Origin of the sequence: Sphingomonas sp. C3-2 (genome assembly GCF_033025475.1) — a bacterium.
In the GTDB taxonomy this organism is placed as follows: domain Bacteria; phylum Pseudomonadota; class Alphaproteobacteria; order Sphingomonadales; family Sphingomonadaceae; genus Sphingobium_A.
Window position 1 is genome coordinate 3,244,898 of sequence record NZ_CP130322.1, and the last position, 18,761, is coordinate 3,263,658.

An 18,761-nucleotide genomic window follows, 5' to 3' on the forward strand; every position below is an offset into this window, starting at 1 on the left:
GTGTCTCAGAACACCGCCGCGACGAGTTGCGCGAACGCATCGGCCCGGTGGCTCATCGCGTGCTTGGCGTCGGGGTCCATCTCCCCGAAGGTGATGTCATGGCCCAGCGGCTGGAACATCGCGTCATAGCCAAAGCCGTTCTCGCCGCGCGGCGGCCAGACGAGCACACCGTCCACCCGGCCTTCAAAGCTTTCGATATGCCCGTCGGGCCAGGCGAGCGAGAGCGCACAGATGAAGTGCGCGTCGCGCCCGGTGTCCGGCCCCTTGTCCTGCAGGTTCATTTCAACGCGGCGCATCGCCTCGTTGAAATCCTTGCTCGGGCCGGCCCAGCGCGCCGAAAAGATGCCGGGCTCGCCGCCCAGCGCCGCCACGCACAGGCCGCTGTCGTCGGCCAGTGCGGGAAAACCCGAAAGATCGGCGGCCGCGCGCGCCTTCAGTTCGGCATTGGCGATGAAGCTGGTGCCGGTTTCCTCGGGCTCGGGCAGGCCAAGCGTGCCGGCGGAAACGACTTCAAGGCCAAAAGGCGCCAGCAACGCCGCGATCTCGCGCACCTTGCCCGCATTGTGGCTGGCGATCACCAGCTTGCCCGGCTCCAGCTTGCGAATCGCCTGCTGGCCGATCTGTTCGTCTCCGCCTGCGCTCATCGTCCGGTTGCCTTTGCCTGTGCTTCGAAGATCTCGTTGCAGCCGATCCGCGCCAGACGGAGCAGGCGAAGCAGCGCTTCCTCGTCATAGGTTTCGCCTTCGGCGGTCGCCTGTGCCTCGGCAATATTGCCATTGTCGGTCAGCACGAAGTTCGCGTCCGCCCCGGCGTTCGAATCCTCGTCATAGTCGAGGTCGAGCACGGGCGTGCCATTATAGATGCCGCACGAAATCGCCGCCACCTTGTGCAGGATGGGGTCGCTCGTCAGCAGCTTCTTTTCAAGGAGCGTGTCGACCGCAAGGCGCAGCGCCACCCAGGCGCCCGAAATCGATGCCGTGCGCGTGCCGCCATCGGCCTGGATGACGTCGCAGTCGATCGTGATCTGGCGTTCGCCGAGCGCCTTCAGGTCTACCACCGAGCGCAAGGAGCGACCGATAAGGCGCTGAATTTCCTGCGTGCGGCCCGATTGCTTGCCTTTGGCGGCTTCGCGGCTGCCGCGCGTGTGCGTCGCGCGGGGCAGCATGCCATATTCGGCCGTCACCCAGCCTTCGCCCTTGCCACGCAGGAACGGCGGTACGCGTTCTTCAACCGATGCGGTGACGAGCACCTTGGTCTCGCCAAAGCTGATGAGGCACGAACCCTCGGCATGCTTGGTAAAGCGGGTTTCGATGCTGATGGGGCGCATCTGGTCGGGCGTGCGGCCGGAAGGGCGCATGAATGTCTCCTTGGAATTGAACCCGCGCTTTAGACGGGGGGCGCCTCCGGTTCAATCTCGCCGGTGCGGTGCGCCTGACGCCTTATCAAGCACCGGTTCAGTAACTATGTTCCAGCTTCGGGGTGGAGGGCTGGCTGATGCAGATCAAGGCGCTTCTGAAAATATTGGGCGTTATCGCCTTTCTGGTCGGCCTCGTCTGGATGGCGCAGGGCACGGGCTATCTCCATATTCCCCATGCCGATTTCATGTATCTGCGCCCCGAATGGACGATCCGGGGGGCGGGGCTTGCCGTGGCCGGGCTTGTCGCCGTGTTGGTCGGTCGCTGGATCAACGCCCGTCATTGAAAACATGGGCCTTTTGGCCGGGACGCGGTTTCGGGCGTTGAGACGGCGGCACGCATCGCCTACATCCATGCCATGATCGCACCACCCATCACTGAACTCACAGATCGCGCCCGCGACGTGTTTCGTCTGGCGGTGGAAAGCTATATCGAAACCGGCCAGCCGGTTGGCTCGCGCACCTTGTCGAAGCTGCCGGGGCTCAATCTGTCGCCTGCCTCGATCCGCAATGTGATGCAGGATCTGGAGGAATTCGGCCTGCTTGCTGCGCCGCACACCTCGGCTGGCCGCATGCCCACCGAGACCGGGCTCAGGCTGTTCGTCGACGGGATGATGCAGGCGGCCGAGCCCTCGGCCGAGGAACGCGCGGCGATCGAATCGCACGTCAAGGGCAGGGGGCTGATCGAGGATGCACTCGCCGCGGCCACCTCGGTGCTTTCGGGCCTGTCCGCCTGTGCCGGGCTGGTGCTCGTCCCCAAGCACGAACCCGTGCTCCGCCAGTTCGGTTTCGTGCCGCTGTCCGCGCAGCAGGCGCTGGCCGTGCTTGTCGGGCAGGATGGCTCGGTCGAAAACCGCGTGGTCGATCTGCCGCCGGGGATGACGGCGGGCGCGCTCAATGAGGCCGCCAATTATATGAGCGCGACGCTCTCGGGGCTCACCCTGGCGCAGGCGCGCGTAAAGCTCGAACGCGAGATTTCCGACGGGCGCGCCGCGATCGATGCGGCCGCACGCGAACTGGTCTCGCGCGGGCTCGCCATCTGGTCGGAAGACGGCGCCAGCCGCCCGGTACTCATCGTGCGCGGGCAGGCCAATCTGATCGATCAAAGCGCGGCAGAGGATCTCGACCGTGTGCGCCAACTGCTTGACGAACTGGAAGGGAAGGAGGAGATTTCCCGCCTTCTCGAAAATGCGCGCACGGGCGCTGCAACCCGGATCTTCATCGGGTCGGAGAACAAACTTTTCTCGCTTTCGGGTTCGTCGGTCATCGCCGCGCCCTATCGCGGGCAGGATGGGCGGGTCGTCGGCGTCGTCGGCGTAATCGGCCCCACACGCTTGAACTATGCGCGCGTGGTTCCCATGGTGGATTTCACGGCACAGACATTATCGAGATTGATCGGATGAGTAACGAGCAGAACATGGAAGAAAATCAGAACGCTGAAACCGCAGAAGCGGTGGCCGACGCCGAAGCCGGCGGTGGCGAGCTCGATCGGCTGGGTGAACTTGAGGCCGATCTCGTCGAGGCGAAGCAGGCCGTGCTCTATGCGCAGGCAGAGGTGCAGAATGTCCGCCGCCGCCTTGAAAAGGACGCGCAGGACGCGCGCACCTATGCCGTCACCGGCTTTGCCCGCGACATTCTTTCGGTGGCCGACAATATGGGTCGCGCGCTTGATTCGGTCCCGGCCGATCTGCGCGAGGACGAAAAGGTGAAGGGCCTTCTGCTCGGCATCGAGGCCACCGCGCGCGAACTCACAAGCGTGTTCGAACGTCATGGCATCACCAAGGTGACGGCACTGGGGGAAGCGCTCGATCCCAACCGCCATCAGGCGATGGTCGAAATTCCGAGCGATGCCGAGCCCGGCACGATCATTCAGGAAATGCAGGTCGGCTACATGCTCAAGGATCGGCTGCTGCGCCCGGCGCTTGTCGGCGTCGCGAAAAAGCCCGACTGACGCTTTTTAAGGCTTTCCAGCAATTCTCATCGAAGGGATCGGGGCAACCCGGTCCCTTTTTTGTCGGCACTTTCTCTGGCTAAACAACATGTATTGCCGCTTTGCGATGTCGCGGCTAAGCCATTTTACGAATATAGTTGTTAATCCACGCAATCGTGCCCGTTTTCAGAAGGTGCGCTGCGTCTCGATCGAAGGGGAAGCGTCATGGGTATCTTCACAAAGGCACAGGAAGTCGGTCTGTCCGTCGAAGAGCCTCTCGTTCTGCCCGATGTCGATGCGCACAGATGGGATGACAGCGCCGAACTGGTCGTCGTCGGCTTTGGCGGCGCGGGCGTGGCGGCCGCGCTGGAAGCGATTGAGCGTGATGTGCGCGTGATCGCGATCGATCGATATGAAGGCGGTGGGTCCACCGCGGCCAATGGCGGCGTATTCTATGCCGGCGGCGGCACCAAGATCCAGAAGGATGCGGGGGAAGAAGACACCCCTGAGGAAATGTACAAATATCTGAAGATGGAAGCGGGCGAGGTCGTGTCCGATCAGACGCTCCGCCGTTTCGTGGCCGAAAGCGTGCCGACCATTGACTGGATCTTGAAGCATGGCGGCAAGCTCGACGGCAGTAAGGTGTGGAAGAAGAAGGCATCCTATCCGCCGCTCGATCACTTCCTCTATCACCCCGATAATTCGCTCGTCGCCAGCTACCGCAAGGTTGCCAAGCCCGCCGCGCGCGGGCACCGCGCCTTTGCCACCAACGGCAAGAAGGCCTGGGGTCTCGGTGCCGCCATCCTTGATCCGCTGCGCGATTCCGCGCTGCGGCTGGGGGTCGATTTCCGCCCGATGACCGAGGCGCGCCAGCTCGCGCTCGACAGCACCGGCCGCGTCGTCGGGGTAAAGGTGCTCAGCATTGCGCAGGGCACCAAGGCCGCAGAGGATTTCCTGCGCTATATCCGCCGCGCCAGCACCTTCCTTGCGATGCTGCCGCCCAGCATGCCGATGTCGGGCATCACCATCGGCATCGGCAATCACTATCTGCGCAAGGCGTCGCAGATCGAGGCGGATCACCGCCAGACCCGCTGGATCCGCGCCGAAAAGGGGCTGGTGCTCAGCGCCGGCGGCTTCATCATGAACCAGCGCATGGTCGATCGCTACGCGCCCGCTTATTCCAAGGGCATGCCCAACGGCACGATCGGCGATCAGGGCGCGGGCATCATGCTCGGCATGACGGCGGGCGGCGCGACCGCGTTGATGGACAAGATCAGCGCCTGGCGCTTCATCAACCCGCCCAAGGCCTGGTCCGATGGAATCGCGGTCAACCGCAACGGAGAACGTTTCGTTGACGAAACGGTTTACGGTGCCACCATGGGCGAACATATCGGCGACAAGCAGGGCGGCGTCGCCTATCTGGTCTATGATGCCGCGCTCAGAAAGCTGGCCTTTGAGCAGGCGGGCGATCCCAAGCTGGTGCCCTTCCAGCGCGACGTCACCCGGCTCAACCTCGCCTTCAACTACAAGAAGGCACCCACGCTCGAGGCGCTTGCCGACAAGATGGGTTTCGACCGCGTGGCCTTTGCCGATACGGTCGCCGCCTATAACCGCGCCGCTGCGGGGCAGGAGCCCGATCGCTTCGGCAAGGAGCCGGCCGATATGAAGCCGATCGCAACCGGGCCCTTCTATGCCATGGATATTTCGGTCGAAAGCCGATTCCTGCCGCTCGCCACGATCACCTTTGGTGGCCTGCGCGTCGAAGAGGAATCGGGGCAGGTGCTCAACCCTGCGGGCAAGCCGATCACCGGGCTGTACGCCGCTGGCCGCTGCGCGGTGGGCATCGCGTCGCAGACCTATGTCAGCGGGCTGTCCTATGCGGACTGTTTCTTCTCGGGGCGTCGTGCCGCACGCCATGTCGCGGGCGCGAATGTCTGACCGCTAAGGGAAAAGGAACGGGGGCTGGCAAAGGCGACACGGGCGGGATCGTCATGTCCAGCATGTCCACCTTTTCGCCCCGCTTTCAGAAGGGAAGTATAGCCTCCAGCACGGGCAGCGGGGGCTTTCCTTCCACACGCACGCCACTGCGCATCAGAAAGACATGGCGGACGATCTCCGCCTGCTGTTCGATGCCATAGCGCTCGAACGGCTTGCCCGGCTCGAAATCATAGGCGTAGCGGCAAAAGGGATGGCGCATCAGCGGCAGGTAGAAGCGCCCACGCTGCTGCGTCTGCAGCACATGCGTCATTTCGTGGAGGAACAGCCCCTGCTGCGAAAGCGTGCCGACGCAAAAATCGGCGCAATAGCTGTGGCCATCGGGGTGAAACCATAAATGCCCATCCGGCGCCATCGTCACATGGCGCGGCTGGAACGGCCACCATTTGCGCTGGTTGACGGTGACGGCGTCATAATTGATCGCCGTCCCGAACATCGATTCCGCCAGCCTGCGCTCGCCGGCGCTGAGCGGGCGACGGCTCAATGGCCCTTGTCGTGCTTTTCGGTGCTGCCGTCGCCGCCGGCCGCGACCATGGGGGCGTCGACATAGATCTGCTCGCCGCTCGCAAAGATGAAATCGAGCCGCATCGTATCGCCCGCCTTCAGATTGCGGCGCAGATCGAACATCATGACATGCTTGCTGCCCTGCTTGAATTCGACCTTGCCGAGTGCTGGAATGTCGACGCTTTCCAGCGGCACCATCCGGGTCACGCCATTCTCGGTCACCACATCGTGCATCTCGGTGCGAATCGCGACGGCAGAGGTGACGCGGATCAACTGGTCGGCATTGGGGCCGCCATGAACCGTGAAATAGGCCGCGCCAGGGGCATCGGGAACCGCGGGAAGGCGCACCCAAGCCTGATCGACATACAGCACCGGATCCTGCCCGCAACTGCCCAGCGCGAGTGTTGACGCGGCAAACAGCGCTGCAAGAACGGGGCGTAGGCGCATGATTCTGGCTCCTTTATGCATTTGTCTGCTCAACTAGGCGCACAGACCGGGTTGCGACAAGGAAAAGCCCACCTATATCGCCAGCGTAACTTCGGTCGCCGGGGATTCTGGGGCCGGATCATAGCCTATCGGGGTAATGAGGAAAAATATGGGCAAGGTAATCGGTATCGATCTTGGCACCACCAACAGCTGCGTCTCCGTCATGGAAGGCGGCAAGCCGAAGGTGATTGAAAACGCAGAAGGCGCACGCACGACTCCGTCGATCGTCGCATTCGCAAAGGACGGCGAGCGGCTGGTCGGCCAGCCGGCGAAGCGCCAGGCGGTCACCAACGGCGACAACACGATTTTCGCGGTGAAGCGCCTTATCGGCCGTCGCTTCGACGATCCGGTGACGAAAAAGGACACCGAGCTGGTGCCCTACACGATCGTGAAGGGCCCTAATGGCGACGCATGGGTTCAGGCCGGCGGCGAAGATTATTCGCCGGCGCAGATCTCGGCGTTCACGCTGCAGAAGATGAAGGAAACCGCCGAGAGCTATCTCGGCGAGACGGTCACCCAGGCGGTGATCACCGTTCCGGCCTATTTCAACGACGCTCAGCGTCAGGCGACCAAGGACGCAGGGCGTATCGCGGGCCTTGAGGTGCTGCGCATCATCAACGAGCCGACCGCGGCCGCGCTCGCTTATGGCCTCGACAAGCAGGACGGCAAGACGATCGCGGTCTACGACCTTGGCGGCGGCACCTTCGACATCTCGATCCTCGAAATCGGTGACGGCGTGTTCGAAGTGAAGGCCACCAATGGTGACACCTTCCTCGGCGGCGAAGACTTCGACTCGACGATCGTCCAGTATCTCGCCGACGAGTTCAAAAAGGCTGAGGGCATCGACCTCACCAAGGACAAGCTCGCGCTGCAGCGTCTGAAGGAAGCTGCTGAAAAGGCGAAGATCGAGCTGTCCTCGGCGCAGTCGACCGAAGTCAATTTGCCCTTCATCACCGCCGACGCCACCGGGCCGAAGCACCTGGTGAAGAACATCACGCGCGCCGACCTCGAAAAGCTCGTCGAAGACCTGATCAAGCGCACGCTTGAGCCCTGCAAGAAGGCGCTGGCCGATGCGGGCGTGAAGGCCGATGAAATCGCTGAAGTCGTTCTCGTTGGTGGCATGACCCGCATGCCCAAGGTGCGCGAAGTCGTGAAGGGCTTTTTCGGCAAGGAACCGCACACCGGCGTGAACCCCGACGAAGTCGTCGCGATGGGTGCGGCGATTCAGGCCGGCGTGCTTCAGGGCGACGTCAAGGACGTTCTCCTGCTCGACGTGACCCCGCTGTCGCTGGGCATCGAAACGCTGGGCGGCGTGTTCACCCGCATGATCGATCGCAACACCACGATCCCGACCAAGAAGAGCCAGGTCTATTCGACTGCCGATGACAATCAGCAGGCGGTCACGATCCGCGTCTTCCAGGGCGAACGTGAAATGGCGGCCGACAACAAGATGCTCGGCCAGTTCGATCTCGTCGGTATTCCGCCCGCACCGCGCGGCGTTCCGCAGATCGAAGTGACCTTCGACATCGACGCCAACGGCATCGTGCACGTGACGGCGAAGGACAAGGGCACCGGCAAGGAGCAGCAGATCAAGATCCAGGCTTCGGGCGGTCTTTCGGATGCGGACATCGATCAGATGGTCCAGGACGCTGAAAAGTTCGCCGAAGATGACAAGAAGCGTCGGGAAGTGGCCGAAGCGAAGAACAACGCCGAAAGCCTCATCCACACCACCGAAAAGCAGCTCGAAGAGCATGGCGACAAGGTGGACGCGGCGCTCAAGTCGGAAATCGAAGCCGCAGTCGCCGAAGCCAAGACGGCCGTCGAAGGGGGCGATGCCACCCAGATGACCGAAAAGGCGCAGGCGCTTGCTCAGGTCGCGATGAAGCTTGGTCAGGCGATTTACGAGAAGGAACAGGCAGCAGCCGCTTCGCCCGCGGGTGATGCTGGTGAAACCAAGGCCGATGACGGCGTGGTTGATGCCGAATTCTCGGAAGTCGACGACAACAAGGCATAAATGCGTGACGCCGCCCGTCATCTCCGTTTTCGCGGGGGTGGCGGGCGTGGCACGCCGGGGGCGGCATGAGCACCGAAATTGATTTTTACGAACTGCTGGGCGTCGAACGGACGGCAGACGATAAGACGATCAAGTCGGCCTATCGCCGTCTTGCGATGAAATATCACCCTGACAAGAATGCAGGGTGCAAGGATTCCGAGGGCAAGTTCAAGGCGATCAGCGAAGCCTATGATTGCCTGAAGGATCCGCAGAAGCGCGCGGCCTATGACCGTTTCGGGCGTGAAGGCTTCCAGAATGGCGGCTTTGGCGGCGGCGCGGGTGCGGGCGCTGGCTTCGAAGGCTTCAGCGATATTTTCGAAACGATTTTCGGCAGCGGCTTTGGCGGTGGTGGTCAGCGCCAGTCGGCGCGGCGCGGCGCCGATCTGCGCTTCGATCTCGAGATTACGCTCGAGGAAGCCTATCACGGCAAGAAGACGGAAATTACCGTCGACGTGTCGGCTTCCTGCGATCCGTGCGGCGGTTCGGGCGCCAAGCCCGGCACCTCGGCCAAAACCTGCGGCCAATGCGGCGGGCGTGGTCAGGTACGGGCGCAGCAGGGTTTCTTCGTCGTCGAACGCACCTGTCCGGCCTGCCACGGCGCAGGCCAGGTGATCGCCGAACCCTGCACCTCGTGCCGCGGTGAAGGCCGTGTCGACCGCGAAAAGACGCTTGAGGTCAATATTCCTGCCGGTGTCGATGAAGGCACGCGCATTCGCCTTTCGGGCGAAGGCGAAGCGGGCGCCCGCGGCGCGCCCTCGGGCGATCTCTACATCTTCCTCCATGTCCGCCGGCATACGCTGTTCGAACGCGAGGGGACGACGCTCTTCTGCCGCGCGCCGATCAGCTTCACCACTGCCTCGCTCGGTGGTTCGATCACCGTGCCGGGGCTGGATAAGACCGAGCATGAAATTCGCATTCCGGCGGGTATCCAGTCGGGACGTCAAATCCGCCAGCGCGGTGCCGGCATGCCGGTGCTTCAGGGGCGCGGGCAGGGCGACATGGTCATCCAGATCGATGTCGAGACGCCGACCAAGCTCACGGCCCGGCAAAAGGAACTGCTCGAACAGTTCCGCGAGACCGAGACGGGCGAGGAATGTCCGCAGTCCACCGGCTTCTTCGCAAAGATCAAGAATATGTGGGACGATCTCACCGATTGATCGCATGACGGGCGGCAGAAATGTCCGCCCGTTCTCATTCGGTCGGCTTCGTCGCCCGTTCTGCGGTTTCGCGTTTCCCGCAATAGAAAAACCCCGCCGGTGCGCACCGGCGGGGTTTTTTGAGGGAGCGTCCGGGCACGGAGAGGGAACTGCCCGTTCGCGAGCGCGCGCGGATTGCGGCATAAGGGAAGCCGCGCTCCGGCAGGAGATGCGCTCTCTTATTTCACGGTTTGGTGCGACCCGGGGCCGTGAAACTCGATGGACATCCAAATAATATTATTGCTGATAATCGCAATATATATTTACGCAATCTGATTGCGAAAAATGCAATACCGGGGTTCATGTCGAATTAATCGGGCAAAAGAAAACCCCGCTGGCGGTGCCATGCGGGGCTCTTGAGCTGCGATCAGATGACCAGGATGGTTCCGATTGCAAGCGCCTGTGTGGCGATTACCAGCACCAGGCTGGTCGCCGTTTCAAAGACCTTCATCGTCATGCTCCAGATGTTAGACGTCTCCCACGACGTCCCCCACGCGCTATTGTGCGCTGCAGCATGAAATAATTTTATTTCTCGAAAGGGCAATTTCAAAACGCGCTCATGCAGTTGCATCAAGCGCAACTCGCTGCCGCCTTTGTTGATCCTGTTGAAACGGCTCCGCTTTCAGGCGCGCGTTTCGTGTGCATGAAAAAAGGGCCGGCAAATGCCGGCCCTTCTCGTTCGCTTCGATCTGTGTCGCTTATTCGCCGAACACGCGGGCGAAGATCGTGTCGACCTGCTTGAAGTGATAGTCGAGGTTGAAGCGTTCCTCGATTTCCTGTGCCGAAAGCGCCTTGGCGACTTCCTCGTCGGCCTTCAGCAGTTCCATCAGCGAAAGCTGGCCATCCGATTCCCACACCTTCATCGCGTTGCGCTGGACGAGGCGGTACGAATCCTCACGGCTCACGCCGGCCTGGGTCAATGCCAGCAGCACGCGCTGCGAGTGGACCAGGCCGCCCATGCGATCGAGATTCTTCTGCATGCGTTCCGGATAGACGACGAGCTTGTCCATCACGCCGGTCAGGCGGGCAAGCGCGAAGTCGAGCGTGATCGTCGCATCGGGGCCGATATAGCGCTCGACCGAGCTGTGCGAGATGTCGCGCTCATGCCACAGCGCGACGTTCTCGAGCGCGGGGGTCACGTAACCGCGCACCATGCGGGCAAGACCGGTCAGGTTTTCGGTCAGCACGGGGTTGCGCTTGTGCGGCATCGCCGACGAGCCCTTCTGGCCGGGCGAGAAATATTCCTCGGCTTCCAGCACTTCGGTGCGCTGCAGGTGGCGCACTTCGGTGGCGAGGCGTTCGATCGACGATGCGATCACGCCCAGCGTCGCGAAATACATGGCGTGGCGGTCGCGCGGGATTACCTGGGTCGAAACCGGCTCGACAGAAAGGCCCAGCTTGTCAGCGACATGTTCTTCGACACGCGGGTCGATATTGGCGAAGGTGCCCACCGCGCCCGAAATCGCGCAGGTGGCGATGTCCGCGCGCGCGGCGACCAGACGGTCGCGGTTGCGCTTGAACTCGGCATAGGCCTGCGCGAGCTTGAGGCCGAAGGTCACCGGCTCGGCATGGATGCCGTGGCTGCGGCCGATGCTGGGCGTCAGCTTGTGCTCATAGGCACGGCGCTTGAGCACTTCGAGCAGCTTGTCGAGGTCTTCGATCAGCAGGTCCGATGCGCGCGCCAGCTGCACGTTGAGGCAGGTGTCGAGCACGTCCGACGAGGTCATGCCCTGGTGCATGAAGCGCGCCTGATCGCCGACATTTTCGGCAACCCAGGTCAGAAAGGCGATCACGTCGTGCTTGGTGACGGCTTCGATCGCGTCGATCGCGGGCACGTCGATCTTGGGGTTGGTGGCCCACCAGTCCCACAGCGCCTTCGCGGCTTCCTTGGGCACCACGCCAAGATCGGCAAGCGCGTCGGTGGCGTGCGCTTCGATCTCGAACCAGATGCTGAATTTCGATTCGGGCTCCCAGATCGCGGTCATCGCGGGGCGGGCATAACGTGGGACCATGGTAACCTTTCCGATTTCAGGTGGCCGCATTTTCGGCACGGATTCTGTTCGGGCGGGCGGTAGCAGAGGCGGGGCGTCGCTTCAATTGTGGCCATTGGGCAATGCGCGCACCATTCAGGGGCTCAGGCGGGACTTTCGAAGGAGGAAGGCGATGCTCAGGATCGCTGTCATCGCGCTGGCTGCTGCCTCGGCAGTGCAGGCGCAGGAACCGGTTGGCCGGACAAAGGTGCCGCCGTCACAGGAGGTTGCCGCCGCTGTGGCGGCCGATTGGCCCCAGCATGATCGATCGGGGAAGGGGCATCTCGATCAAGGTGAATTCGTCGGTTGGCTTAGCGCGCTGCGCGCTGAGGGTAGTCCACGGGCTGAAGATCCAATCCGGGTGAAAAGCTGGGCAGTCGAATCCTTTCGGCAGGCCGATAGCGACAATGATCAAAAGGTTACGCCAGAGGAATTTTCAAAATTCCTCGATGAAAAGAGAAGAAAATAGTTTCGGCGAGATGGTTGGATTGAACGCTGAAAGGAATGTATCTGCAGGAACTGTCCAATGTTCCGGGTCGTTCATCTCTATGCTTTAGGGTGATCTCGAAAGGATTGCCGAGTTGCGTGAGTGCAGGAGTTTTATCATGATTCGTAAGATTGTTTTTGCAAGTGCAATCGCCTTTGCCGTTCCAGCTGTTGCTCAGGAAGCGCCTGCCGATCCGGCGCAGCCGGCCACTGAAGCGCAGGCCGCGCCGCAGCAGGCAGCGCCCTCGGCTGACGGCGCCCAGCAGCCCGCATCGGGTCAGGCGCAGGTTGCGCAGGTGGTCGAAACCGATTTCCCGTCCTTCGACAAGGACAGCAATGGTGAGTTGAGCGAGGCTGAGTTTTCAGATTGGATGCTCAAGTTGCGTCAGGCGTCCGGCGACAAGACCGCGCCGACTGAACTCAAGAGTTGGGCAAGCGCGGCTTTCGCGCAGGCGGATAAGGACAAGAGCAAGGCCGTGAGCAAGGTTGAGCTCACTACTTTCCTTGCCGGCTAAACGTCACGATTACCCCGACTATGGGCGGCCATTGGCCGCCCGCTTTTTATATGAGCCCCAGATTGCGCAGGCTCGAATGGCCCTGTGTGCCGATCACGATATGATCATGCAGCGTGATCCCCAGTCGTCGTCCGGCCTCCGCGATGTCCTTGGTTACGGCAATATCCTGCCGGCTTGGTGACGGATCGCCGCTCGGATGGTTGTGGACGAGGATGATCGCCGCCGAACCCAGGTCGATCGCACGGCGGATGACCTCGCGCACATAAATCGGCGCCTGATCGATCGATCCCTCGTTCATCACTTCGTCGCGGATCAGAATATTTCGGCTATTGAGGTGTAGCACGCGCACCATCTCGGTCAGGCGATACGCCATGTCCGCGCGGAGATAATCGAGCAGCGCCTGCCAGCTTGAAAGTACGGGGCGCTCCTCGATATCCGCTTTCAACAGCCGGATCGCGGCTGCCTGCACGATCTTGATTGTCGCAACCGCACCGTCGCCCATGCCCGGTATGCGGCCCAGCGCTTCGGCGTCGGCGGTGAACAGCCCGCCAATCCCGCCAAATTGCCGCAACAGTTCCTTGGCCAGCGGCTTGGTGTCGCGGCGCGGGATTGCGGTTGCCAAAAGATATTCAATGATTTCATGGTCTAACAGCGCGTCATTGCCACCGGTGAACAGGCGCTGGCGAAGCCGCGCCCGGTGTCCGGCGCCGTCATAGGGCGCCGGATTTGCTTTGGCGGAGCCCATATCGGGCGTATTCTGTTCATCCCCCCGCATTGTTGACAGGCGTACAATGGCTTAGATGCAACCGCAATCGCGCTGCCGCGTTTGGTGCATGAGCGGAATGATTTTTTGTCTGTCGGTGCAAGGGAAGGCGATGAGGGGCGTGGCGGGGTTTTGCTTTCAGGTGAATCGTTGAACAACGCGGAAACCGCCGAACAGGACGGTAACCGGCCGATTGCGGCGGATGCCGCGCGCCGGCGTCGTCGCTCGGCCGTCATTCTTGCAGGCAGCGGGCTTGTGGCGCTTGGGATTGCTGGCTTGTGGTCGCAGCGCGTGCCTCTGGCCGATGATTTCGTCCAAAAGGAACTGGAGCGTCGTAACGTTTCTGCGCGCTACGATCTCACCGAAATCGGCTTTCGCACGCAACGCATCGAAAATCTTTCGCTTGGCGATCCGCGCAATCCCGGTGTTACGGCGCGCTGGGTCGAAATCATCACGCGCCTTGGCTGGACGGGGTTCGAGGTTACCGAGGTGCGCGCCGATGGCCTGCGTATCAACGGCCGGCTCGTCGACGGGACGGTGCGTTTCGGTGAACTCGACAAGCTTTTGCCTGCCCCCAGCGGAAAGCCCTTTTCTCTTCCCGATCTGAAAGTCGATCTCGCCGATACCCGGCTCCGCATCGATATGCCCGGCGGCGTGGTTGGTTTCGCGCTTGCGGGGCGCGGCAATCTGACGAACGGTTTTCACGGGAAGCTTGCGGTGCGCTCGCCGCAACTTTCCTTCGGGGCATGCCGGGGTGATGCGCTGGCGGGTTCGTTCGATCTGGCGATCACCGATCGGCGTCCCACCATAAACGGGCCGCTCCGCGCATCCACGCTCACCTGTTCGGATAATGGGCTGGCGGTCAGCCGGCCTAGGCTGGTGGTCGAGGCGCGGCTGGCGGAGGCGCTTGATCGGTGGCAGGGTTCCGCCGGGCTCGATCTGCGCGAAGTTCGTTTAGGTGGCAATCGGTTGACCGAGGTGATCGGAACCGCAGGCTTCGAAGGCGAAAAGACCGCCACGCGTGGGGATATAAAACTCGCGATCGGAAGCCTCGTCGCGGCTGGCGGGGCTGCGCGCGATGCTTCGCTCCACGGCCAATATGTCGCGGGCATGGCACGCGAAGGTTTTTCACTAAAGCTCAAGGGCAATGCAGAGGCGCGCCATCTGGCGCTGGATGACGCATCGCGCCGGTCTATTGCCGCATTTGGCTCTGCGGGCAGCGGAACGCCGATCGGCCCCATCCTGTCAGATTTCGCGCGCGCCGCCGAACGTGCGGCATCCGGCGCGGCGGTGAAGGGGGGCTTCCAGTTCGATCACGTCGGATCTGCCGGCACGATGCAGATCGCTACGCTCTCAGCCGTCAGCCAAAGCGGCGCGCGCGCCAGCCTTGGGGAGGGCGAGGGGATCCGCCTCGACTGGCCCGGCCCGGGCAAGCTCCGCATTGATGGCAAGATGCTGCTGAATGGCGGCGGCTTCCCCGATACGATGGTGTCGCTAAGGCAGCGGCGCGCGGGTGGCGTGATCGACGGCGTGGCGCAGATCGCGCCGATGCAGAACGGCGCGGCAAGGCTCGCCTTCACGCCGATCTCGTTCCGCGCCGACAGTCGCGGCGCCAGCCGGTTCGATACCGTGATTACGCTGGATGGGCCGCTGGGCGACGGACAGGTAAAGGCGTTGTCGATGCCGGTGCGCGGCCATCTCTCCGCGCGCGGAGACGTCCGCATCAATCCTGAATGCACACCGTTGCGATTTGCGGGGCTTCAGGCGGCTGGCATCGTCCTTGGGGCTCATACGCTGCGTCTCTGCCCCAATGAGGGCGGTGCCCTGTTCGCGCGCAGTGCTTCGGGCGCGCTGGGCGGCGGCGTGCGGCTGCAGCAAACCCGACTTGCCGGTACGATGGGCGGTGCACCGCTCAGCTTCGAGGTTGCGGGTGCTGAGTATTCGGTGGCGCGTGGTGCGTTGTCCGCCCGCCAGATAGCATTGCGTCAGGGCGGCGGGGCAGATCCCCTTCGTCTCGATATCGCCGATCTGCGTGGTTCCGTGCAGGGTGGTGGCGTCTCCGGCCGCTTCACCGATTTGCGCGGCAAGCTCGCCAATGTGCCCCTCCTCATTTCCGAAGGCGCGGGCGACTGGGGCTTTGCCAAGGGCGCGCTCACCCTGAAGGGCGGCCTGCGCGTGGCCGATGCCGAAGCCGCTGCGCCGCGTTTTAACCCGCTCGTTTCGCGCAACTTCGCACTCGGCTTCCAGAATGGCTTGATCCGCGCCAATGGTACGCTGCTTGAACCGTCCAGCAATGTCGCGGTGACACAGGTGTCGATTGATCACCGGCTCTCCTCGGGCGCGGGCAAGGCGATCCTCGATGTGCCCGGCATTCGTTTCGGCCCGACGATCCAGCCGGATACGCTGACGCCAAAGGCGCTCGGCGTGGTCGCGAATGTGGAAGGCAGCGTCGATGGCCGCGGCGAAATTCGCTGGGGTCGCAACGGCGTCACCAGCGACGGTGTTTTCCGGACACGCGGCACGAACCTTGCCGCTGCATTCGGTCCCGTCACCGCGCTCACCGGCGAAATCCGCTTCACCGATCTTCTGGGTCTCGAAACCGCGCCCGGCCAGCAAGTGTTCCTTGGCGAGGTCAACCCTGGCGTCTCGGTGCTCAACGGCGTGGTGGCTTATCAATTGCTCCCCGATATGAAGGTCAAGATCGAAGGGGGGCGCTGGCCGTTTGCCGGCGGTGAGCTGATCCTCGAACCCGCCGTGCTCGACATGGCGGAAACGCGCGAGCGGCGGTTGACCTTCAAGGTCGTCGGGCTCGATGCCGGCAAGTTCATCAACCAGTTCGAACTTGACGACATCTCGGCCACGGGCACCTTCGATGGCGTGCTCCCGATGATCTTCGACGAACAGGGCGGGCGGATCGAAGGCGGGCGCCTGGTCGTTCGGCGCGGCGGCGGCGATCTCGCCTATGTCGGCCAGGTCTCGAACGAACAACTCGGCACCTTTGGCACCTTGGCGTTCGATGCGCTCAAATCGATGAAATATGACAGCCTCGTGATCGAGCTCAACGGCGCGCTCGATGGCGAGATGATTACCGAGGTCCGATTCGCGGGCGTCAACAAGGGCACGGTGGAACTGGCCGAGAAATCGCTCGTGAAGGAATTTGTCGGTCTGCCGTTCATCTTCAACGTCCGCGTGGCGGCGCCTTTCCGCAAGCTGCTGGGCACCGCCCGCAGCTTTACCGATCCTGCGCTGTTGATTCGTCAGAACATGCCCGGCTACGAGCCGGCCGATCAGCCGCCAAAGCCCGTTCAGCCTAAAGAAAGCGAGAAAATGCAATGAATAGCCCGAACTTGTTCAGGGAGGTTGCCGATGCACGGCGTCCGGGCATGAAAATGGGTCTGCCGCTGATCGCGTTGATCGGCATCGGTCTTGGCGGTTGTGTTCAGGTAAAGGCGCCCGACAAGCCGATCGAGATCAACCTGAACGTGAATATCCGGCAGGAAGTCGTTGTACGGCTTCAGCAGGATGCGCAAAATCTCATCGAGAATAATCCGGAGTTGTTTCCGCAATGACCAGCAACCGCAAATCGCTTTTCGCTCTCTCGGCCGCCGCCGCGCTCGTGGCAGGCGTTGTCGGCATGGGGGCTGTGGCCAACGCCCAGTCCTCTGCCGTTTCGGCTGCGCTCGCCAGCGGCGACATCGGCGAACAGGCCGATGGCTATCTGGGCTTTCGCAACTCCCCCTCGGCCGGGCTGAAGGCAGAGGTTGACGCGATCAACATCAAGCGCCGCGCCGCCTATACTGATCTCGCTGCCAAGCGTGGGGTCAGCGTTTCCGATATGGCCGCTGCCACCGGGTGCCAGACGCTCACCACCAAGGTGGGCCCGGGCCGCGCTTACCGTCTCAATGACGGCGTATGGCGCGTGCGTGAAGGTAATACGCCCGTGCCAAAGCCCGATTATTGCCCGAATGTCGGGTGATTCGAAACGCGCCTCGATGACGCTGTAAGAATAAGGGAAAAGGAGCGTGGCGCCGTTGTGCCGCGCTCCTTTCTTGTTGGGCGTGTGAATATCGAACCGCCTTGGTGTCCCGGCCGGGGCATTCTCTGCACCATCGCGGTTGACTTAAGGGGCATCGCTTCCTAAACGGACCGCGCCTTGGCGGGCTCGCTCGTCGGTTGTGCCATGTCCTGACCAGGTGCCTTTTGGTGCGGGAGGGGAGGTAGGTATGACGGAACGCGATCCCGAACATGAACCCAATGGCGAAGATGCGCGGCTCAAGGCATTGCAAAAACGCCTGAATGCGGCGCATCACGCTGAAAAGGTCAGGAAGGGCGAGCATAAGGACGGCCATGACGAAAATTATCGTCTCGGCAACCGGGTGCTGGCTGAGCTGATCGGGGGCATGGTGGGCGGTGCGGTTGTTGGCTGGGTGATTGATCGCTTTGCCGGAACGGCGCCCTGGGCCCTGCTGGTGATGCTGTTCCTCGGAACTGTGGTTGCCTTCAGGAATATCATCAGGATTTCGAACCAGCGCTCGAAGTGATTTTCGGGCGCTTTGGTTGCAGGATTTGGGAATTATCGCGTGGCAGCCGATTCTGGTAAAATCGATCCGATGCATCAGTTCACGATCGAGCCGTTGTTCGGCACCGATCATCTGTCCATCGCCGGTTACAATATTGCGTTCACCAATTCCGCACTGTGGATGGTGATCACTGGTCTGGTGCTCTGGGCATTCATGCTTGGCGGTATGAAGCGCCAGGTGATCCCCGGTCGCTGGCAGGCCGCTGTGGAAAGCATGACGAGCATGGTGAGCAACCTGCTTGTCGCGAACATGGGTGAAGTGGGCCGCAAGTATCTGCCCTATGTCTTCACGCTCTTCATGTTCATCCTTTTCGCGAACCTGCTCGGCCTTATGCCGATCGGCGTTTTCGGGGCGCACCCCTTCACCTTTACCAGCCACTTCACCGTAACCGGTGTTCTGGCCATTCTTTCCTTCTCGATCGTCCTGATCGTCGGCTTCTGGAAGCACAAGCTTCACTTCTTCTCGCTGTTCGTGCCGCACGGCACGCCGCTGCCGATGATCCCGGTCATCTTTCCGATCGAGCTCATTTCGTTCCTGGTTCGGCCTTTCTCGCTTGGTCTGCGTCTCTTCGTCGCAATGACCGCAGGGCACGTGTTGCTCAAGGTTCTGGCCGGCTTCGTCATCAATGCAAGCAACGCAGGTCCGCAGTTCGGTCTCACCGTCGGCGCTGCCAGCTTCATCCTGATGATCGGCATCAGCGCACTCGAAATGCTTGTCGCTGCTATCCAGGCTTATGTTTTCGCGCTGTTGACCTCGGTCTATCTGAACGACGCGGAAAATCTTCACTGATCTGTTCAACACGCAATAGA

At 62.1% G+C, this 18,761-nt stretch carries 20 protein-coding genes; 13 read left to right on the top strand and 7 right to left on the bottom strand.

Going from position 1 to position 18,761, the window contains the following annotated elements; genetic code table 11:
- Window positions 1–5: 5 nt before the first annotated feature.
- The gene (gene rdgB / locus QYC26_RS15575; protein ID WP_317513134.1) at window positions 6–644 is read right to left on the bottom strand and encodes an RdgB/HAM1 family non-canonical purine NTP pyrophosphatase; all 639 of its coding nucleotides are present in this window, start codon (window positions 642–644) and stop codon (window positions 6–8) included.
- The gene (rph, locus tag QYC26_RS15580; protein ID WP_317513135.1) at window positions 641–1,357 is read right to left on the bottom strand and encodes a ribonuclease PH; all 717 of its coding nucleotides are present in this window, start codon (window positions 1,355–1,357) and stop codon (window positions 641–643) included. Before rph ends, rdgB begins: the two co-directional genes overlap by 4 nt.
- A gap of 137 nt (window positions 1,358–1,494) precedes the next feature.
- Between rph and QYC26_RS15585 the strand changes: the two genes are divergently transcribed.
- The 4 genes from QYC26_RS15585 to QYC26_RS15600 all read left to right on the top strand — a co-directional run bounded on the left by QYC26_RS15585 (window position 1,495) and on the right by QYC26_RS15600 (window position 5,282).
- Window positions 1,495–1,701, top strand: coding sequence for a hypothetical protein (locus QYC26_RS15585; protein WP_317513136.1), 207 nt, complete (start codon window positions 1,495–1,497; stop codon window positions 1,699–1,701).
- A gap of 72 nt (window positions 1,702–1,773) precedes the next feature.
- Window positions 1,774–2,817 carry a heat-inducible transcriptional repressor HrcA gene (hrcA, locus tag QYC26_RS15590; protein ID WP_317513137.1) on the top strand — a complete coding sequence of 348 codons (1,044 nt, stop codon included), beginning with the start codon at window positions 1,774–1,776 and terminating at the stop codon, window positions 2,815–2,817.
- Window positions 2,814–3,365, top strand: coding sequence for a nucleotide exchange factor GrpE (grpE, locus tag QYC26_RS15595; protein ID WP_411197609.1), 552 nt, complete (start codon window positions 2,814–2,816; stop codon window positions 3,363–3,365). Before hrcA ends, grpE begins: the two co-directional genes overlap by 4 nt.
- A 204-nt stretch (window positions 3,366–3,569) precedes the next feature.
- Complete coding sequence (locus QYC26_RS15600) at window positions 3,570–5,282, top strand: FAD-binding protein (RefSeq protein ID WP_317513139.1); 1,713 nt, start codon at window positions 3,570–3,572, stop codon at window positions 5,280–5,282.
- An 85-nt stretch (window positions 5,283–5,367) separates the two neighbouring features.
- On the opposite strand, the gene QYC26_RS15605 is transcribed toward QYC26_RS15600, so the two are convergent.
- Window positions 5,368–5,823, bottom strand: a complete 456-nt coding sequence (locus QYC26_RS15605) for a vgr related protein (protein ID WP_317513140.1) — start codon at window positions 5,821–5,823, stop codon at window positions 5,368–5,370.
- Window positions 5,820–6,290, bottom strand: a complete 471-nt coding sequence (locus QYC26_RS15610) for a copper chaperone PCu(A)C (protein ID WP_317513141.1) — start codon at window positions 6,288–6,290, stop codon at window positions 5,820–5,822. Before QYC26_RS15610 ends, QYC26_RS15605 begins: the two co-directional genes overlap by 4 nt.
- A gap of 148 nt (window positions 6,291–6,438) precedes the next feature.
- On the opposite strand from QYC26_RS15610, the gene dnaK reads away from it, so the two are divergent.
- Together dnaK and dnaJ are read left to right on the top strand one after the other, a co-directional pair.
- Window positions 6,439–8,343 (top strand): molecular chaperone DnaK, encoded by a 1,905-nt coding sequence (gene dnaK / locus QYC26_RS15615; protein ID WP_317513142.1) that lies wholly within the window; start codon window positions 6,439–6,441, stop codon window positions 8,341–8,343.
- A 65-nt stretch (window positions 8,344–8,408) separates the two neighbouring features.
- On the top strand, window positions 8,409–9,539 hold the full coding sequence (gene dnaJ / locus QYC26_RS15620) for a molecular chaperone DnaJ (protein WP_317513143.1): 1,131 nt from the start codon (window positions 8,409–8,411) through the stop codon (window positions 9,537–9,539).
- A 406-nt stretch (window positions 9,540–9,945) separates the two neighbouring features.
- Here the strand turns inward: dnaJ and QYC26_RS15625 are convergent, their stop codons facing one another.
- Window positions 9,946–10,152: a hypothetical protein gene (locus QYC26_RS15625; protein WP_317513144.1), complete on the bottom strand. Its 207-nt coding sequence runs from the start codon at window positions 10,150–10,152 to the stop codon at window positions 9,946–9,948.
- 124 nt (window positions 10,153–10,276) lie between these two features.
- Window positions 10,277–11,590 carry an adenylosuccinate lyase gene (purB, locus tag QYC26_RS15630; RefSeq protein ID WP_317513145.1) on the bottom strand — a complete coding sequence of 438 codons (1,314 nt, stop codon included), beginning with the start codon at window positions 11,588–11,590 and terminating at the stop codon, window positions 10,277–10,279.
- A gap of 151 nt (window positions 11,591–11,741) precedes the next feature.
- Here purB and QYC26_RS15635 point away from each other — a divergent pair, with 151 nt between their 5' ends.
- On the top strand, window positions 11,742–12,077 hold the full coding sequence (locus QYC26_RS15635; RefSeq protein ID WP_317513146.1) for an EF-hand domain-containing protein: 336 nt from the start codon (window positions 11,742–11,744) through the stop codon (window positions 12,075–12,077).
- A 136-nt stretch (window positions 12,078–12,213) separates the two neighbouring features.
- A complete protein-coding gene (locus QYC26_RS15640; protein WP_317513147.1) occupies window positions 12,214–12,609 on the top strand; it encodes an EF-hand domain-containing protein in 396 nt (131 codons plus the stop codon).
- Window positions 12,610–12,655: 46 nt separating this feature from the next.
- On the opposite strand, the gene radC is transcribed toward QYC26_RS15640, so the two are convergent.
- On the bottom strand, window positions 12,656–13,354 hold the full coding sequence (gene radC / locus QYC26_RS15645; protein WP_317513148.1) for a RadC family protein: 699 nt from the start codon (window positions 13,352–13,354) through the stop codon (window positions 12,656–12,658).
- A 168-nt stretch (window positions 13,355–13,522) separates the two neighbouring features.
- Here radC and QYC26_RS15650 point away from each other — a divergent pair, with 168 nt between their 5' ends.
- The 5 genes from QYC26_RS15650 to QYC26_RS15670 all read left to right on the top strand — a co-directional run bounded on the left by QYC26_RS15650 (window position 13,523) and on the right by QYC26_RS15670 (window position 18,741).
- On the top strand, window positions 13,523–16,708 hold the full coding sequence (locus QYC26_RS15650; RefSeq protein ID WP_317513149.1) for a YdbH domain-containing protein: 3,186 nt from the start codon (window positions 13,523–13,525) through the stop codon (window positions 16,706–16,708).
- 47 nt (window positions 16,709–16,755) lie between these two features.
- The gene (locus QYC26_RS15655) at window positions 16,756–16,941 is read left to right on the top strand and encodes a YnbE family lipoprotein (RefSeq protein WP_317513150.1); all 186 of its coding nucleotides are present in this window, start codon (window positions 16,756–16,758) and stop codon (window positions 16,939–16,941) included.
- Window positions 16,938–17,348, top strand: a complete 411-nt coding sequence (locus QYC26_RS15660) for a YdbL family protein (RefSeq protein WP_317513151.1) — start codon at window positions 16,938–16,940, stop codon at window positions 17,346–17,348. The genes QYC26_RS15655 and QYC26_RS15660 overlap by 4 nt, the downstream gene beginning before the upstream one ends.
- 247 nt (window positions 17,349–17,595) lie before the next feature.
- The gene (locus QYC26_RS15665) at window positions 17,596–17,913 is read left to right on the top strand and encodes an AtpZ/AtpI family protein (RefSeq protein WP_317513152.1); all 318 of its coding nucleotides are present in this window, start codon (window positions 17,596–17,598) and stop codon (window positions 17,911–17,913) included.
- A 69-nt stretch (window positions 17,914–17,982) separates the two neighbouring features.
- Window positions 17,983–18,741: a F0F1 ATP synthase subunit A gene (locus QYC26_RS15670; RefSeq protein ID WP_317515087.1), complete on the top strand. Its 759-nt coding sequence runs from the start codon at window positions 17,983–17,985 to the stop codon at window positions 18,739–18,741.
- Window positions 18,742–18,761: the final 20 nt, after the last annotated feature.

Excerpts from the sequence above, each read along its gene's own strand:
- QYC26_RS15670 (WP_317515087.1), top strand. The coding sequence starts at position 17,983 with ATGCATCAGTTCACGATCGAGCCGTTGTTCGGCACCGATCATCTGTCC.
- rph (WP_317513135.1), bottom strand. The coding sequence starts at position 1,357 with ATGCGCCCTTCCGGCCGCACGCCCGACCAGATGCGCCCCATCAGCATC.
- QYC26_RS15665 (WP_317513152.1), top strand. The coding sequence starts at position 17,596 with ATGACGGAACGCGATCCCGAACATGAACCCAATGGCGAAGATGCGCGG.
- QYC26_RS15585 (WP_317513136.1), top strand. The coding sequence starts at position 1,495 with ATGCAGATCAAGGCGCTTCTGAAAATATTGGGCGTTATCGCCTTTCTG.
- radC (WP_317513148.1), bottom strand. The coding sequence starts at position 13,354 with ATGGGCTCCGCCAAAGCAAATCCGGCGCCCTATGACGGCGCCGGACAC.
- QYC26_RS15610 (WP_317513141.1), bottom strand. The coding sequence starts at position 6,290 with ATGCGCCTACGCCCCGTTCTTGCAGCGCTGTTTGCCGCGTCAACACTC.
- QYC26_RS15660 (WP_317513151.1), top strand. The coding sequence starts at position 16,938 with ATGACCAGCAACCGCAAATCGCTTTTCGCTCTCTCGGCCGCCGCCGCG.
- QYC26_RS15640 (WP_317513147.1), top strand. The coding sequence starts at position 12,214 with ATGATTCGTAAGATTGTTTTTGCAAGTGCAATCGCCTTTGCCGTTCCA.
- dnaJ (WP_317513143.1), top strand. The coding sequence starts at position 8,409 with ATGAGCACCGAAATTGATTTTTACGAACTGCTGGGCGTCGAACGGACG.
- dnaK (WP_317513142.1), top strand. The coding sequence starts at position 6,439 with ATGGGCAAGGTAATCGGTATCGATCTTGGCACCACCAACAGCTGCGTC.
- hrcA (WP_317513137.1), top strand. The coding sequence starts at position 1,774 with ATGATCGCACCACCCATCACTGAACTCACAGATCGCGCCCGCGACGTG.
- grpE (WP_411197609.1), top strand. The coding sequence starts at position 2,814 with ATGAGTAACGAGCAGAACATGGAAGAAAATCAGAACGCTGAAACCGCA.
- purB (WP_317513145.1), bottom strand. The coding sequence starts at position 11,590 with ATGGTCCCACGTTATGCCCGCCCCGCGATGACCGCGATCTGGGAGCCC.
- QYC26_RS15600 (WP_317513139.1), top strand. The coding sequence starts at position 3,570 with ATGGGTATCTTCACAAAGGCACAGGAAGTCGGTCTGTCCGTCGAAGAG.
- rdgB (WP_317513134.1), bottom strand. The coding sequence starts at position 644 with ATGAGCGCAGGCGGAGACGAACAGATCGGCCAGCAGGCGATTCGCAAG.
- QYC26_RS15655 (WP_317513150.1), top strand. The coding sequence starts at position 16,756 with ATGAAAATGGGTCTGCCGCTGATCGCGTTGATCGGCATCGGTCTTGGC.
- QYC26_RS15635 (WP_317513146.1), top strand. The coding sequence starts at position 11,742 with ATGCTCAGGATCGCTGTCATCGCGCTGGCTGCTGCCTCGGCAGTGCAG.